The organism is Microbacterium maritypicum MF109, assembly GCF_000455825.1.
GTDB classification, from domain to species: domain Bacteria; phylum Actinomycetota; class Actinomycetes; order Actinomycetales; family Microbacteriaceae; genus Microbacterium; species Microbacterium maritypicum_A.
In genome coordinates this window covers 31,531-46,337 of record NZ_ATAO01000002.1, presented here as the reverse complement: position 1 = coordinate 46,337, position 14,807 = coordinate 31,531, and the positions used below count along the sequence as shown (strand labels likewise).

The 14,807-nt window shown below is 68.7% G+C and carries 15 protein-coding genes; 8 read left to right on the top strand and 7 right to left on the bottom strand.

Annotated features, from left to right (window positions below; translation table 11 throughout):
* Positions 1–20 precede the first annotated feature (20 nt).
* The 3 genes from L687_RS22760 to L687_RS22750 form a co-directional block, all read right to left on the bottom strand.
* Complete coding sequence (locus L687_RS22760; protein ID WP_021198090.1) at positions 21–1,190, bottom strand: RtcB family protein; 1,170 nt, start codon at positions 1,188–1,190, stop codon at positions 21–23.
* A gap of 275 nt (positions 1,191–1,465) precedes the next feature.
* A complete protein-coding gene (locus L687_RS22755; RefSeq protein ID WP_021198088.1) occupies positions 1,466–1,870 on the bottom strand; it encodes a VOC family protein in 405 nt (134 codons plus the stop codon).
* A 33-nt stretch (positions 1,871–1,903) separates the two neighbouring features.
* Positions 1,904–2,671, bottom strand: coding sequence for a siderophore-interacting protein (locus L687_RS22750; RefSeq protein ID WP_021198087.1), 768 nt, complete (start codon positions 2,669–2,671; stop codon positions 1,904–1,906).
* Positions 2,672–2,771: 100 nt separating this feature from the next.
* On the opposite strand from L687_RS22750, the gene L687_RS22745 reads away from it, so the two are divergent.
* Genes L687_RS22745 through L687_RS22730 form a run of 4 tightly spaced genes read left to right on the top strand, consistent with a single transcriptional unit; the run spans position 2,772 to position 6,590 of the window.
* On the top strand, positions 2,772–3,767 hold the full coding sequence (locus tag L687_RS22745) for a siderophore ABC transporter substrate-binding protein (protein ID WP_021198086.1): 996 nt from the start codon (positions 2,772–2,774) through the stop codon (positions 3,765–3,767).
* 48 nt (positions 3,768–3,815) lie between these two features.
* The gene (locus tag L687_RS22740; protein WP_021198085.1) at positions 3,816–4,802 is read left to right on the top strand and encodes an ABC transporter permease; all 987 of its coding nucleotides are present in this window, start codon (positions 3,816–3,818) and stop codon (positions 4,800–4,802) included.
* Positions 4,795–5,838: an iron chelate uptake ABC transporter family permease subunit gene (locus L687_RS22735; RefSeq protein WP_197024852.1), complete on the top strand. Its 1,044-nt coding sequence runs from the start codon at positions 4,795–4,797 to the stop codon at positions 5,836–5,838. The genes L687_RS22740 and L687_RS22735 overlap by 8 nt, the downstream gene beginning before the upstream one ends.
* Entirely contained in the window at positions 5,835–6,590 is a 756-nt protein-coding gene (locus L687_RS22730; RefSeq protein WP_021198083.1) for an iron ABC transporter ATP-binding protein, read from the top strand. The genes L687_RS22735 and L687_RS22730 overlap by 4 nt, the downstream gene beginning before the upstream one ends.
* A gap of 14 nt (positions 6,591–6,604) precedes the next feature.
* Here the strand turns inward: L687_RS22730 and L687_RS22725 are convergent, their stop codons facing one another.
* The 3 genes from L687_RS22725 to L687_RS22715 are packed head-to-tail and all read right to left on the bottom strand — an operon-like array spanning position 6,605 to position 8,535.
* The gene (locus L687_RS22725; RefSeq protein ID WP_021198082.1) at positions 6,605–6,802 is read right to left on the bottom strand and encodes a hypothetical protein; all 198 of its coding nucleotides are present in this window, start codon (positions 6,800–6,802) and stop codon (positions 6,605–6,607) included.
* 22 nt (positions 6,803–6,824) lie between these two features.
* Entirely contained in the window at positions 6,825–7,784 is a 960-nt protein-coding gene (locus tag L687_RS22720; protein WP_021198081.1) for a DNA-3-methyladenine glycosylase family protein, read from the bottom strand.
* Positions 7,785–7,827: 43 nt separating this feature from the next.
* Positions 7,828–8,535, bottom strand: coding sequence for a winged helix-turn-helix domain-containing protein (locus L687_RS22715; RefSeq protein WP_021198080.1), 708 nt, complete (start codon positions 8,533–8,535; stop codon positions 7,828–7,830).
* A gap of 333 nt (positions 8,536–8,868) precedes the next feature.
* On the opposite strand from L687_RS22715, the gene L687_RS22710 reads away from it, so the two are divergent.
* The 4 genes from L687_RS22710 (at position 8,869) to L687_RS22695 (ending at position 14,123) form a co-directional block, all read left to right on the top strand.
* Positions 8,869–9,177, top strand: a complete 309-nt coding sequence (locus L687_RS22710; RefSeq protein ID WP_021198079.1) for a GNAT family N-acetyltransferase — start codon at positions 8,869–8,871, stop codon at positions 9,175–9,177.
* Between the two features lie 52 nt (positions 9,178–9,229).
* Positions 9,230–9,712, top strand: a complete 483-nt coding sequence (locus L687_RS22705) for a DIP1984 family protein (protein ID WP_021198078.1) — start codon at positions 9,230–9,232, stop codon at positions 9,710–9,712.
* 256 nt (positions 9,713–9,968) lie between these two features.
* Complete coding sequence (locus L687_RS22700; protein WP_021198077.1) at positions 9,969–11,138, top strand: exonuclease SbcCD subunit D; 1,170 nt, start codon at positions 9,969–9,971, stop codon at positions 11,136–11,138.
* A complete protein-coding gene (locus tag L687_RS22695) occupies positions 11,139–14,123 on the top strand; it encodes an AAA family ATPase (RefSeq protein WP_021198076.1) in 2,985 nt (994 codons plus the stop codon).
* A gap of 50 nt (positions 14,124–14,173) precedes the next feature.
* On the opposite strand, the gene L687_RS22690 is transcribed toward L687_RS22695, so the two are convergent.
* The gene (locus L687_RS22690; RefSeq protein ID WP_021198075.1) at positions 14,174–14,731 is read right to left on the bottom strand and encodes a phosphorylase family protein; all 558 of its coding nucleotides are present in this window, start codon (positions 14,729–14,731) and stop codon (positions 14,174–14,176) included.
* Positions 14,732–14,807 lie beyond the last annotated feature (76 nt).

The window sequence follows — 14,807 nt, the reverse complement described above, 5'->3', positions numbered from 1 at the left end:
ATCCCACCGCCCGGTCCTGCTCAGTCGCCCTTCACGTTGACGATCTGCCGCAGCGTGTGCCGGATCGATACGAGTCCGGCGGCATCCGCCATCACCTGGTCAATCGGCTTGTACGCCTGCGGGATCTCGTCGATGAAGGCATCGGTGTCACGGAACTCGATGCCCGTCATCGCCTCTCGCAGCTGGTCGTGCGTGAAGGTCCGCCGCGCCGCCGAGCGGGAGTACTCCCGTCCGGCACCGTGCGGGGAGGAGTTCAGCGACTGCGGGTCGCCGAGCCCTTCCACCACGTAAGAGGCGGTCCCCATCGACCCGGGGATGAGGCCCGGTCGACCGGCGTCCGCCTGGATGGCTCCCTTCCGTGACACCCACACCTGCTTCCCGTAGTGCTTCTCCGACTCGGTGAAGTTGTGGTGGCAGTTGATGCGCTCCTGTTCGTCGACCGGGGTTCCGAGGAACTCCGACACCTGCCGGATGACGCGATCCATCATCTCCTCCCGGTTCAGCAGCGCGAAGTGCTGGGCCCACCGCAGCTCCCGGATGTAGCGGGTGAACTCCGGTGTGCCCTCGACCAGGTATGCCAGGTCGGGGTCGGGAAGGTCGATCCACCACTGCCTCGCCAGCCGCTGGGCGACGGCGATGTGGTGCCCGGCGATCTTGTTGCCGACGCCTCGCGAGCCCGAGTGCAGGAACAGCCAGACCCGATCGAGCTCATCGACCGACACCTCGATGAAGTGGTTGCCTGAACCGAGCGTGCCCAACTGCAGACGCCAGTTCCCGGCGTACTGCGCCGGGTCGAAGCCGTTCTTCTCGGCGAGCTGCTCCAGCTCGGTGATGCGCGGTTCCGCGGTGGCCACGACCTTGCGGTTGTACCGGCCGGCCGACAGGGGGATGGCGCGCTCGATCTGCTCCCGGAGGTCGGCGAGCCGACGACCGTCGACGTCGCTCCTCGTGAACGGCGTACGAACGGCGATCATCCCGCAGCCGATGTCGACGCCGACGGCGGCGGGGATGATCGCGCCGAGCGTCGGGATGACCGAGCCGACCGTCGCCCCCTTGCCGAGGTGCGCGTCCGGCATCAGTGCCAGGTGCGGGTGGATGAACGGCATGCGGGCCGTGGTGTGCGCCTGAGCGAGTGTCTTCTCGTCGATCAGGGACGCCCACGACAGCAGCCGTGCGGAGAGCCTCTCCATGATTCCTTTCCTTGTGGTGATGTTCAGCCACAGGTCAGAGGAGTCTCCAACGGAAAACGCCCCGGACCTGACGGTACGGGGCGTTGCGAGAGCGGATGCTGTCACACGGCGCGTGCCGGAGGGTACGACTCGTAGCGGTCATTGCGCTTCTGCTGAAGCGGCAACACCGCTGCCTGGGGAAGGTTCCGCTGCGCGGTCATCCGTCGTGCTCCTCGGCTGGTGTGCTGCGCCGATCGGCACAGCTTTGCCACACTAGGGCGCGACACGCCCGGGAGTCAAGTTGTCTCACGGGGCGGGTTGTGCATGAACTCGACCCGGATGCCGTCCGCGTCCTCGACGAACGCGGCGTAGTAGCTCTCCGAGTAGCGCGGATACTCCTTGGGCTCGCGGACGGCTGTCCAGCCGGCGTCGACCGCGACCGCGTGCAGGCGGTCGACCTGCTCGCGCGTCGGTACCGCGAAGGCGATGTGCTGCCAGCCGATGCGGCCATGCTGATGCGGAGCGGAGTCCTCATCCCAGGTGTAGAGGATGATCTCGGTCTCGTCGCCGTTGTTCCATGAGATCGAATGATCGTTCGCGCCCCCGCTCTGATATCCGAGAGCGGTGAGCACGGGGTGGAACTGCGCCCGTCCGCGCTCGAGGTCGGCGACGGTGATGCCCAGATGATCCAGAAGAGCCATGGGTCGAGTCTTCCAGCAACCGCCGACGTCGTACTAGTGCGGGGCGTGGTATTCGGCTTCGCCGCGCTTCCAGTAACCCTTCACGACGGCTTTCGCGGTGTCGACGCTCCAGCGCTCGAGCAGCGCTCGGCCGGGCTTCACGATCGACTGCTCGGCGGCGATGAAGACGAACGGGTCGGCACCGATCGCGTGCTCGGCGGTCAGCCCCTCGAGGAAGGCGATGAGGGCGGAACCGGAGGGCGCCTCGCCACGATGCAGCCACTCGATGTCGACGGGCGCGTCGATGTCGACCTCTCGGCCGGGGTTCACGGTCTCGATCACGATGCGTGCGGGCGTGCCGTCGGGGATCAGTGCGGCGAAGCGACGGATCGCCGGAATAGCGGTTTCGTCGCCCACGAGCAGCCACGAGCCGGGCTCACCGGACAGAACGGCCGCTCCGCGGGGACCGCCGACACCGATCGTCGATCCGAGCGGTGCCGTCGCCGCCCACGGCGCGGCGACGCCCTGGTCACCGTGCACGGCGAACTCGACGTCGAGCCAGTCCTCGCCCCAGGCGAGCGGTGTGTATTCGCGGCTGGGTGACGCTCGGAGCTCCTCGACGGATTCGGTGGGGCCCGCGGGGAAGAACAGGCGCATGTGGTCGTCGGAGCCGGGAGAGTCGAAGCCGGCGAGATCGGAGCCCGTCAGGCGCACACGCACGAAGTCGGGGGCCAGCCACTCGCGGGCGCTCAAGGTGACGTTGCGGAAGCGCAGCTCGAGGCCGCGACGCTCGATCGAGAAACCGGATTTCGTATCGCTCATAAAGTAAGGCTAACCTAAATGTGCCGAGGGGAGTCGCCCTCCACTCTCGGCTTCCGGCGCCGCAGCGTGCGCATCGATCCCGCAGAACAGGAGTCTCTCCATGTCCGTGCCCAGAACCCTCACCGCCACGAGCGCCGCTCTCGTCGGCCTCCTCGCCCTCGCCGGCTGCACCTCCGGCGGCTCGGCGGAACCGGAGAAGACCGAACCCGCAGCAGCGACCGTCACGATCGAGGACAACACCGGCACGCACGAGATCGCGACGCCTCCCACATCCGTCGTCGCGCTCGACAACCGCACCTTCCAGACGCTTTCCGACTGGGACGTCGAGCTCTCCGCCGGGGCCGTCGCGCTCATGCCGGAGACCGTGTCGTACGTGAACGACGACGCGATCGTCGACATCGGACTGCACAGCGAGCCCGACCTCGAAGCGGTCGTCGCCGTCGAGCCTGACCTGATCATCAGCGGCCAGCGGTTCACTCAGCACAACGCCGCGATCGCCGATCTGGTCCCCGACGCCACGATCGTCGACCTCGAGCCGCGCGAAGGTGAGCCCTTCGGAGACGAGCTCAAGCGCCAGGTCACCGTCCTCGGCGAGATCTTCGGCAAGCAGGATGAAGCCAAGAAGCTCGTGGACGACTTCGACGCCGCTGTCGAGCGCGCCAAGGCGGCGTACGACGATGCCGACACCGTCATGGCCGTGAACACCTCCGGCGGACAGATCGGCTACCTCGCCCCGACCGTCGGACGCTCGCTCGGACCGATCTACGACATGCTCGGCCTGACCCCCGCGCTCGAGGTCGACGACGCGACCGACGACCACCAGGGCGATGACATCTCGGTCGAGGCGATCGCCGCCTCGAACCCCGACTGGATCCTCGTGCTCGACCGTGACGCCGTCTTCGCGGCCGACACCCCCGACTACGTGCAGGCCGCGGAGATCCTGGAGAGCTCCGAGGCGCTCGCCGGCGTCACCGCCGTGAAGCAGAAGCAGATCGTGTACATGCCCACCGACACGTACCTGAACGAGAGCATCCAGACGTACACGACGTTCCTCGACGACCTCGCCGACGCCCTCGAGAAGAGCGCGAAGAACTGAGGTACGGCGGCGGCATCCGGACGATCCGGGTGCCGTCGCCCCATCATCATGGTCTCCACCGACATCGCTCCACCGCCCCGTTACGCCGGGCGGCTCTTCGACGTGAAACTGCTCATCGGCGTGCTCATCGTCGTCGCCCTGCTCGCGATCTCGCTCTTCACGGGTGTGTACGACGTCACCGGCGCGGACGACGGCGCGCAGATGTTCCAGATCACCCGAGTGCCCCGCACGATCGCCCTGGTCCTCGCCGGCGCCTCGATGGCCATGGCGGGCCTCGTCATGCAGCTGCTCACCCAGAACCGCTTCGTCGAACCGACGACCACCGGCACCACCGAATGGGCCGGCCTCGGGCTCCTGATGGTCATGATCCTCGTGCCGCAGCCGTCGCTTCCCCTCCGGATGGCCGGCGCGGTGCTCGCAGCGTTCATCGGCACGATGGTGTTCTTCGCGTTCCTGCGCCGGGTGGCACTCAAGTCGTCCCTGATCGTCCCGATCGTCGGCATCATGCTCGGGGCCGTGGTCGGCGCATTGTCGACGTACCTCGCGCTGGCCACCAACTCGCTGCAGATCATCGGCGTCTGGTTCGCGGGCAGCTTCACCTCGGTGATGCGAGGTCAGTACGAGATGCTCTGGATCGTGGCTGTCATCGGGGTGATCGTCTTCATCGTCGCCGATCGGCTGACCATCGCGGGGCTCGGCGAGGAAGTGGCCACCAACGTCGGCGTGAACTACAACAGGATCATCCTGCTCGGGACGGTGCTGATCGCGGTCACCACCGGCGTCGTCACCGTCGTCGTCGGCAATCTGCCCTTCCTGGGGCTGATCGTGCCGAACATCGTCTCGATGGTGCGCGGCGACGATCTGCGCAGCAATCTTCCGTGGGTGTGCCTGCTCGGCATAGCGATCGTCACCGTGTGCGACATCATCGGACGCACGATCATCATGCCGTTCGAAGTGCCGGTGTCGCTGATCCTCGGGGTGGTCGGCGCCGTGGTGTTCGTCCTTCTCCTGCTCAGGCAGCGTCGACGTGGCTAGCGGGGGGACGGGCGACGTGGCGACCGCCGGTGCGCTCCGGTCGGCGGGCTCGTTCACGACCCCAGGTGCGCGCCGGCGTTACGCCGTGGTGCTCGGGATCCTCCTGGTCCTCGCGGCAGGGTCGGGCTTCGGTCTGCTCGCCTGGGCGAATCCGATGCCGGTCGGCTCCACCGGGTTCTGGCGGATCGCGCAGCATCGCGCCACCGACGTCACGGTGATGGCCCTCGTCGCGGTCGCTCAGGCCGTCGCCACGGTGAGCTTCCAGACCGTCACCAACAACCGCATCATCACGCCGTCGATCATGGGGTTCGAATCGCTCTATCGAGTCGTGCAGACCTCGACCGTGTACCTGTTCGGAGTGGCAGGGATCGTGGCGATCCAGGGAATCGGGCAGTTCGCGATCCAGGTCGCGATCATGGTCGGTCTCGCCGTCGCCCTCTACGGTTGGCTGTTGTCCGGACGCTACGGCAATCTGCAGATCATGCTCCTGGTGGGCATCGTGATCGGAGGCGGCCTCGGGGCGATCGCGACGTTCATGCAGCGCCTGCTCACACCCAGTGAGTTCGACGTGCTCGCCGCGCGTCTGTTCGGCAACGTGTCCAATGCCGACCCCTCGTACCTCCCGCTGGCGATCCCGCTGGTCGTCGCGGCGTCTGCGTTGCTGTGGCTCCGTTCGCGCCGGCTCAACCTCATGGCACTCGGCCCGGACGCTGCGCGCTCCCTCGGCGTCGATCATCGCCGCGAACTGTTCATCGTGCTGTTCCTCGTCGCCGTGTTGATGGCCACCTCCACGGCGCTGGTGGGACCGATGACGTTCCTCGGCTTCCTGGTGGCGACGCTCGCCTACCAGTTCGCCGATACGCACGACCATCGGCTGATCTTCCCCGTCGCGGTGCTCACGGCCTTCACGATCCTGGCCGGGGCCTACTTCGTGATGAAGAACATCTTCTACGCGCAGGGGATGGTGTCGATCCTGATCGAGCTCGTCGGGGGCACCGTGTTCCTCATCGTCATCCTCAGAAAGGGCAGACTGTGATCGCTCTCGACGGCGTCCGCCGCGAATACAGCAGCGAGGTCGCGATCGGCCCCGTCGACCTCGAGATCCCCGCCGGCGGAATCACCGCCCTGATCGGTCCGAACGGCGCGGGCAAGTCGACGCTGCTCACGATGATCGGGCGTCTGACCGGGATGGATGCCGGTGCCATCGAGATCGCGGGGCTCGACGTGGCCTCGACGAGATCGAAGGATCTGGCGAAGGTGGTGTCGATCCTCCGTCAGGAGAATCACTTCGTCACCCGCCTCACCGTTCGCCAGCTGGTCGGTTTCGGGCGCTTCCCGCACTCGAAGGGCAGGCTGAACCGGGCCGACGAGGAGATCATCAGTCAGGCGATCGACTTCCTCGACCTCGGCGCTCTGGAGGGGCGCTACCTGGACGAGCTCTCCGGCGGGCAGCGTCAGCGCGCCTATGTCGCCATGGTCCTCGCCCAGGACACCGAGTTCGTGCTGCTGGACGAGCCACTGAACAACCTCGACATGCGGCACGCCGTGCAGATGATGAAGCATCTGCGCCGGGCCGCGGAGGAACTCGGGCGCACCATCGTGATCGTGCTGCACGACATCAACTTCGCCGGGCACTACGCGGACCACATCTGCGCGATGAAAGACGGTGCGGTCGTGGAGTTCGGCTCGCCGGCGGCGATCATGACGGACGACGTGCTCACGCGGGTGTTCGACACCCCGGTGCGCGTGGTCGACGGACCGTCGGGCCCGCTCGCCGTCTACTACTGAGTCGGGGCGACCACTCAGAGCTCGATGCCGTGGTCCTCGTCGTTGACGCCGGCGTTGTTCCCTCGGCGCGATTCGTATCCGAGGAACCAGCCGAGCCACACGATGGCCGCGAGCAGGACGCCGAGCCAGACGTTCTGGAAGATCAGCCCGATCACGACGCCGACGATCAGCAGGCCGACGGTGACGAGGATGCGCAGCATGGAACGGGACATGGCACCAGCTTAGGTGCCGACGTCAGCGGCGGCGATGGTCTTCGGGTGCGAGACGGGGCCCCCGGCGCGGTTCCTGCACACCACTCGCATGGATGAGGCGGACGACGCGTTGTCGTTGTCCGGCCCACGGCGCGAGGAGCTCGATCATCCCGGCGTCATCGGTGCGTGCGCCCGTCAGCGCGTGGCCGACCTCATGGGCGAGGTGGTAGTCGCCGATACTGACCGCGTCCGGATCCCCGAGCGCGCGGATGCGCGTCTCCGCCGACGTCCAGACCCCCACGCCGGGAAGGCTCGTGAGCACGCGGTCTCGGTCATCTCCCGAGGCGGCGGCTCTGACGGCTCGGGAGATGCGATCTCCGCGCTCGGCCGCACGCACGATGGTGCGCGACTGGGGCGGCTCGACGCCGGCACGATGCCAGGCCCAGGACGGGATGCGATGCCACTGGTCGGGGGACGGCGCGGCGAACATCGGCCGCGGGGTGGGACCGGGAGCGGGTGCTCCGAACCGCGAGATCAGCCAGCGCCACGCGCCGAAAGCCTGCATGCCGGTCACCTTCTGCTCGATGATCGCGCACGCGAGCGCATCGAACACCTCGTCGGTACGCGTCAGACGCAGCCCCGGGTGGCGTCGTGCGGTGTCGGCGATGAGCGGGTGCAGGGAAGGATCGAAGTCGGTGGCGTCGTCGTGGGCACCGCAGAGCGCGGGCACCAGATCGAGGGCGATGCCCGATCCGGGGCCCCACGCGGTCGCGTGGACCTCGCCGCCGAGCATGCGCAGAGAGAGGGTCGTCGGTCCGAGGGGTGTGCGCAACGCGCGCCAGATGACGGTTCCGTCGATGACCATCGTCGGGTCGTTGCGACCGCGGCGGAGCATGCCGACCGTTCGGTGGAGATCGAGCTCGTGCGGCGGGCGGTAGACGGCCTCCTGAGCAGTGTCCGCGGGGGCGGCGTCCGCCGAGGCGGAGCGCGCTGTCAGGGTCATGCGCCCACCCTACGCGCAGCTGCTGACACCGGCTCCCGGCGACTCAGAAGCGGTCGGGCGAGGGGGTTCCGTGGCCGTAGCGGATGACGACGTCGGCGTGGCGGTCGAAGCGGTAGCCGATGCCGCGCACGGTGCGGACGATGTCCTCATAGCGACCCAGCTTCGCGCGCAGGCGGCGCACGTGCACGTCGATCGTGCGCTCACCGGGCGTCTCGTCGTCCTGGGCCTGCCAGAGCGCGGAGACCAGCTCGCTGCGTTCGATCGTGCGCCCCTCGCGGAGCACGAGGTACTGCAGCAGCTCGAACTCCTTGTATGTGAAGGCGGCGGACTCGCCGTCGATCAGCACGCGCTTGCGGGAGATGTCGACGGTGACGCCCGTCTCCTCGTCCGTGGTGTCCTCTTCCGCAGCGGCCTTGGTGCGCGCGATGGCACCGGGCTCCTGCAGAGCGAGACGGACCACGTCGAGGTCGCGGCCGCCCGATCCGTGCGGGGCGAGGGCCACCGTGGCGTGCGTCTCGGCTCCCGGGGCGAGCTCGGCGAGGGTGCGGCGCAGCGCGTCGACGAGAAGGGGGAGGCTGACGCCGGCTTCGGCGGCCTTGATCTCATCCAGCCCGACGTAGAGGGCGAAGCCACGGGGTGAGCGCACGGCGGGAAGATCGGCTCCTGCGGCGGACAGGGGCGCGGCGGCTTCGTGCTGCGTGCGGATCGCGGCGGTGGTGGCGGGACGCTCGAGAAGTGCGGTGTTCGACATGATGATGAAGTCCTCAGGACGTGAGCCCGGATCGAGCGGGGCTCTGATGCGTTGCATGAATGACCGGCGGAGCCGGGAAGCGAGCAAAGGGTGGATGCTCGGAGACGCTGACCTCGCAGATCGCGAGGAGTTCAGGTCAGGCGGGGTGGCTGTTCGTTCAGCGACACATTCGGCAACACATGCCAACGCGACCGGGCATCATCATCCCGGCAGTCCCGTTCGCCTCCTGGGCGGACAAAGGGCGTGCGTTGGTGGTCATGGGGGGATTATGTCCGATCGTGACGCCCCATGTCAAAACGCCCGGCGGCTCCGGGCGGGCGTAACGTGGTTCGAATGACGATCTCGCACACCGTCGGAGGCTTCATCCTGACCGACGAGAAGGACGCTTCGCGCTACACGCTCATGCGCGACGGGACGCTCGTGAGTGTTCTGGACTACCGGGACGACGGGCGCACCATCGCGCTCACCCGAGCCTTCACGATCCCGACTTTCCGGGGCAACGGCTACGCGGGAAAGGTCGTCGAGGGTGCGGTGGCCGACATCGAGGAGCGCGGTGATCGCAAGGTCGATGCCGTGTGCTGGTACGTGGCCGACTGGTTCACCGCGCACCCGGAGCACTCGGGTCTGCTGCGCTCCCGCTGACTCTCCGGCCATATGACGAACTGTTACGGTCGCTCCCTGCGAGGATGAGCTCATGAAACTCGCCGAGGCCCTCACCGCACGCGCCGACCTGCAGCGCCGCATCGAGCAGCTGCGGGCGCGTATCGTCGCGAACGCCCGCTACCAGGAGGGCGAGGAACCGGCGGAGGACGCGGCCGCGCTGATCGTCGAGGCCGATGCCGCGCTCACGCAGCTGCGCGATCTCATCCGCCGCATCAACGCCACCAACGCGCGCCTCGACCTGGGGGCGGACGGCACCATGACCGATGCGCTCGCCGCCCGTGATGTCCTGCGCCTGCGGCATTCGGTGCTGACCGATGCCGCGACCGCCGCCTCGGGGGCCAACGACCAGTTCCTCCGCCAGATGAGGTCGGAGCTGCGTCAGGTCTCCGCGCTGCCCGTCGCGCCGCTGCGCTCCCGTGCCGACGCCGTGGCTCAGGAGCTGCGCGAGCTCGACAATCGGATCCAGCAGGCGAACTGGTCGAACGACCTCGAGGAGGAGAGCGGAAGTCGGTAGTCACAACGAGGCGGGCACAACCCTCAGCCGGCGGGGCAAGCCGGCACCTGTCGGGCGGAGGGCAGCCCAGATATCGCATCGCGCAGCCCCGCACGCCGCACAGGTGAAGGTGCACACGGCATCTCGCATCACCGCGTGCCGATCATCGTGACGAGGGTGGGTCAGGGGACCTTCCGCTTCCTCCTCCGCAGGGCGTGAGAGCGGTGCTGCGGCACGCCTCGGATGAAATGTCGGAGGGGGTTCGTACGGTGTGAGTATGCGCATCCTGCACACCTCCGACTGGCACATCGGCCGGACGTTCCATGGCAACTCGACCATGGACGCCCTCGCCGAGGTGCTCGGGGCGCTCACCGCGCAGGTTCGCGAGAACGCGGTCGACGTCGTCGTCGTCGCGGGAGACGTCTTCGACTCCGCCACGCCCTCCGGAACCGCATACACCCTGCTCGGCGATGCGCTGGTGGCGCTGCATGAGACAGGGGCGCGGGTGATCGTGACCAGCGGCAACCACGATTCGGCCGCGCGCCTCGGCTTTCAGGCGCGGCTGCTCCGCGAGGGCATCCACGTGCTGACCGACCCGCTCGCGGTGGGAGCGCCTGTGACCGTCAACGATGCGCACGGGCCCGTGCACTTCTTCGGCATTCCCTACCTCGAACCCGCCATCGTGCGACAGCACTGGCCCGATGGCGACAGCTCCGGGCGCCCGTTGCGCACGCAAGCGCAGACCATGGCTCACGCGATGCACCTGGTCCGCGCCGGCATGGAACAGCACCCGGGGCGCTCGGTCGCGATCGCGCACTGCTTCGCCGCCGGTGTCGACGCCACCGCCGGGCTCGAACGCGAGGTGCGTCAGGGCGGCCTCGACGTCGTGCCGCTGAGCGTCTTCGATGGTCCTGACTACGTGGCGCTCGGCCACATCCACGGGCGTCAGCAGCTCAGCGATCGGGTGCGCTACGCGGGCGCTCCTCTGCACTACAGCTTCGGCGAGCAGCACAAGCCCCGCGGTTCCTGGCTCGTCGACATCGATGCCGACGGGCTCTCCGGAGTCGAATGGTTGGAGCTGCCGGTGCCGCGCCGCCTCGTCACACTCACGGGCGCGCTCGACGATCTCCTGTCGACCGAACTGGTCGCAGAACACGCGGGCGACTGGGTCTGCGCCGTCTACACCGACGCCGTGCCGCAGACAGAGCCGATGCGGCGTCTTCGCGAGAGCTACCCGTACTGCGCCATGGTGCAGCACCAGCCCTCGGTCACCGCCGAGGCGGACGAGCGCTCCTATGTGCAGCGTCTGCGCACCGCGGTCACCGATGCCGACCGCATCGAGGCCTTCCTCGAGCACGTCAGGGCGGGGCACGGAGCGACGGAGGCGGAGGGCGAGCTGATCCGCGCGGTGCTCGACGAGCGAGTTCGTGCCGAGGCTCTCGTCTAGATGCGTCTTCATCGCCTGGAGGTCGAAGGGTTCGGCCCCTTCCGGTTACGTCAGATCGTCGACTTCGACGCGTTCGCCGACGACGGCATCTTCCTGATCGCCGGACGGACGGGGGCGGGCAAATCCAGCATCCTCGACGCCGTCTGCTTCGGCCTCTACGGCGGAGTGCCGCGCTACGACGGTGGCGAGAAGCGGCTGCGGAGCGACCACTGCGAGCCCGACGATCCCTCCGAGGTCGTCGTCGAATTCAGCACGCCGACCGGCCGCTTCCGGGTGACCCGGTCGCCCGAGTACCTGCGCCCGGCCAAGCGCGGGGGAGGGATGACCAAGCAGGCCTCGGCCGTCGCCCTCGACGAGTGGACGGATGTCGGGTGGATCGGTCGTGCGGCACGGGCCGTCGATGTCGCCGGAGAGCTCGACGAGATCCTGCAGCTCAGCCGTGAGCAGTTCCTGCAGGTGATCCTGCTCGCGCAGAACCGGTTCTCGGAGTTCCTCCTCGCGGGCAGTCGAGACCGCCAGGCGCTTCTGCGCCGCCTGTTCGGCACCCAGAGGTTCGAAGATGTGCAGGCGCGGTTCGACGAGCGTCGTCGTGTGGCCGAGCACGCTCTGGGCGCCCGGCTCGCGACGGTCGAGGCCCGCGTCGAGGAGGCCGAGCGGCTGGTGTCCGCCGATGGCCTGTCAGGAGAGGGCGATGAGACCCCGCCCGAGACGGTTCGCGCCCCGTCGTCGATCGAAGATCGACTCGACGCCCTCCGACGTGCGAAGGCCCGCGCTGACTACCGCGCAGAGCGTCGAGCATCCGAGCAGGTCGACGCGGAGAAGCGGTCGGCCGCAGCCGACGGGTCTCTCGCCGTGGCGCGGGACGAGCAGCGGGCGCAGCGCGAGCGCGACCGCGCGAGGTCGGCGCTCGAACGACTCGAGGCCGAAGCGCCCCTGATCGACGATGCCCGCGCAGAGCTCGCTGCGGCCCGAGCCGCGGAGGCGCTGCGGTCGACGATCGCCGCAGTGGCGCGCGCGCATTCCGCGCTCGCGGTCGCCTCCCGAGACGAACAGGACGCCCACGCGGCGGGCGAGGCGCTCGGTCTCGACGTGGACGGCGACCTCGAGGCCTGGACGGCGGCGGCGACCAGAGAGAGCGGTGCCTGGCAACGCGCGCGAGAACTCGAGGAGAGCGCGCCGACGCTCGACGCCGAAGTCCGCGCAGCGGAGGAGGCGGTCGTGGCAGCGACCGCGCGCATCGAAGCTGCGAACGTGAGGCGTGCCGCGCTTCCCGACGAGATCGCCGCGTTGCACACGCTGCGCGACGAGACCCGTCGCCTCGCCGATCGGGGGGAAGACCTGCAGGCCGCGCAGCAGGCGGCAGAGCTACGCCTCACGGCGGCGCACGAGGTGGAACGGCTGCGAATCGCCGAGATCTCCCTCGAGCACGAGCTCTCGCAGGCCACCGCGCTGCACGCGGATACGCAGTCAGCTCTGGCGCGACTGCGTCAGCGACGAGCCGACGGCATGGCCGGAGAGCTCGCCTCGACGCTCCGCGACGAGCACCCCTGTCCGGTCTGCGGCTCGCTCGATCATCCGGCGCCGGCCACGCATTCGGATCCGGTCTCGCCCGAAGACATCGCCGCCGCAGAGGGCGCGCGAGATGCCGCATCGCAGAAGGAGCGTGATCTGGCGTCGAGCTCCTCGACGTTGCGCGCCGAACTCGCCGCCGTCACCGCCCGCGCCGACGGTCGGGAGGTCGAACAGGCCGAGAGCGAGTACGCCGAGGCCGCTGCGGCACTCTCGAGCAGCCGTGCCGCCGCCGAGACGCTGAAGACGCTCGACGGTCGCATGGACGAACTCGTCGCCCGTGTCGAACTCCTCGACGCCGAGCGGGAAGACGATGCCAGGGCTCTCGCAGAACTGCGCGAACGGCATGCGCTCCTCCGCCAGCGCAGCGCGGAGGCACACGAGCTGATCGCCGAGGCGCGGGGCGGTTTCGACACGGTTGCCGCGCGGATGTCCGACACCGAGGCGAAGATCGCCGCGGCCCGCGCCGTGATCCATGCGATCTCGGAGCGGGCACGCAGGGTCGAAGCTCTCGCCGAAGCCGAGGCGGAGCGCGAGGCCGCGCTCGCAGACTCCGTGTTCGATGACGAGGCGGCGGCGGAAGACGCTCTGCGCTCGGCCACAGAGCAGGAGGCGCTCGACACGCGGATCGCGCAGCATGCGGTGCAACGAGAGAAGGAACGGGCCATCCTGTTCGACCTCGAGTTGCGCACGCTGCCGGAAGAGCCGATAGACCTCGCGCCGGCCGAGCAGGCATCGGCGGACGCGCGCAGCGTCTGGACGCGCGCGGTCGACGAAGCCGCCAGAGCCGCGGGAACCGCAGAGCGGCTCGGAGGGCTGATCGACTCGGCTTCGGACGAGCAGGCTCGCACCGCCGACGATGCCGCGGAGTTCGAGGTGCTGCAGAACCTCGCCGACACGATCGCGGGGCGAGGTGCCAACACCCGCAAGATGACGCTGGAGACGTTCGTGCTGGCCGCGGAGCTCGAGGAGATCGTCGAGGCGGCCAACCGTCGACTGCACGACATGTCCGCCGGTCGGTATCAGCTGCAGCACTCCGATGCGCTCGCTGCCCGCGGGGCGGCATCCGGACTCGGCATCGTGGTCTTCGACGCCTTCACCGGGCAGACCAGGCCGCCGCAGTCGCTGTCAGGGGGCGAGACGTTCCTCACATCGCTCGCCCTCGCCCTCGGACTGGCCGAGGTCGTGACCGCGCGCGCGGGCGGCATCCGTCTCGACACGCTCTTCATCGACGAAGGATTCGGTTCCCTCGACGGCGACACGCTCGATGTCGCCATGCGCACTCTCGACGAACTGCGGCAGGGGGGCCGCACCGTCGGAGTGATCAGTCACGTCGAGGCCATGCAGGAGCAGATCCCCGCCCAACTCACGGTGCGCGCACTGCCGAACGGACCCAGCGTCATCGAGGCGCGTTGACCCGAGACCGAGATCGAGGCTGACGCGAGCGCGGGAGGGCGCCCCCTTCGTCAGACGCCGTACTCGCTGCGGATGAAGTCGCGCAGCTGCACGCTGCATCGTGCGACGGCCTCGCGCCAATCCGTCAGCGCACCGTCCTCGGCCTGATCGGAGACGGCGCGGAACACGCGGATCGGCACATCGAACTGTGCGGCGACCCAGATGAAGGCGTACGTCTCCATGTCGACCAGGGCAGCCCCCGACGGACGGATCACGGCGGTGACTTCGGCGTCCTCCACGAAGTGGTCACCGGTGGCGATCAGAACACCTTCCCTTCCGGTGCTGACGCGCGCCGGAAGGGAGACGTGCTGGCCACGGACGCCGTCGAGGTCGGTCACGTCGTGCTGGAATGCGGTTCCGACCTCATGCACGGTCGCCTCGAGAGCGGGGTCGATCGCGCCCGCCGTGCCCACGACCACGATCTCGTCGTAGACCCGGGCATCGAGCGCGCGGGTGAGCGCATACGTCGCCGGCAGCTTGCCGGGGCCGGTCACGAGTCGGTCGAAGCCGTCCAGCTCTTCCGGGAAGGCGGACAGTTCGGAATCAAGGGCAGCGACGAGGAGCTTCACCGCCCCATTCTCTCAGGACTTCACTGGCGGGAACGTGCGAACGCCGCGGCGTCACCCGTGCGTAACACAGAGGGGC

What these genes read in the sequence shown, in the direction of transcription:
- L687_RS22760 (WP_021198090.1), bottom strand. Translation starts at nt 1,190, where the DNA reads ATGGAGAGGCTCTCCGCACGGCTGCTGTCGTGGGCGTCCCTGATCGAC.
- L687_RS22755 (WP_021198088.1), bottom strand. Translation starts at nt 1,870, where the DNA reads ATGGCTCTTCTGGATCATCTGGGCATCACCGTCGCCGACCTCGAGCGC.
- L687_RS22750 (WP_021198087.1), bottom strand. Translation starts at nt 2,671, where the DNA reads ATGAGCGATACGAAATCCGGTTTCTCGATCGAGCGTCGCGGCCTCGAG.
- L687_RS22745 (WP_021198086.1), top strand. Translation starts at nt 2,772, where the DNA reads ATGTCCGTGCCCAGAACCCTCACCGCCACGAGCGCCGCTCTCGTCGGC.
- L687_RS22740 (WP_021198085.1), top strand. Translation starts at nt 3,816, where the DNA reads ATGGTCTCCACCGACATCGCTCCACCGCCCCGTTACGCCGGGCGGCTC.
- L687_RS22725 (WP_021198082.1), bottom strand. Translation starts at nt 6,802, where the DNA reads ATGTCCCGTTCCATGCTGCGCATCCTCGTCACCGTCGGCCTGCTGATC.
- L687_RS22720 (WP_021198081.1), bottom strand. Translation starts at nt 7,784, where the DNA reads ATGACCCTGACAGCGCGCTCCGCCTCGGCGGACGCCGCCCCCGCGGAC.
- L687_RS22715 (WP_021198080.1), bottom strand. Translation starts at nt 8,535, where the DNA reads ATGTCGAACACCGCACTTCTCGAGCGTCCCGCCACCACCGCCGCGATC.
- L687_RS22710 (WP_021198079.1), top strand. Translation starts at nt 8,869, where the DNA reads ATGACGATCTCGCACACCGTCGGAGGCTTCATCCTGACCGACGAGAAG.
- L687_RS22705 (WP_021198078.1), top strand. Translation starts at nt 9,230, where the DNA reads ATGAAACTCGCCGAGGCCCTCACCGCACGCGCCGACCTGCAGCGCCGC.
- L687_RS22700 (WP_021198077.1), top strand. Translation starts at nt 9,969, where the DNA reads ATGCGCATCCTGCACACCTCCGACTGGCACATCGGCCGGACGTTCCAT.
- L687_RS22695 (WP_021198076.1), top strand. Translation starts at nt 11,139, where the DNA reads ATGCGTCTTCATCGCCTGGAGGTCGAAGGGTTCGGCCCCTTCCGGTTA.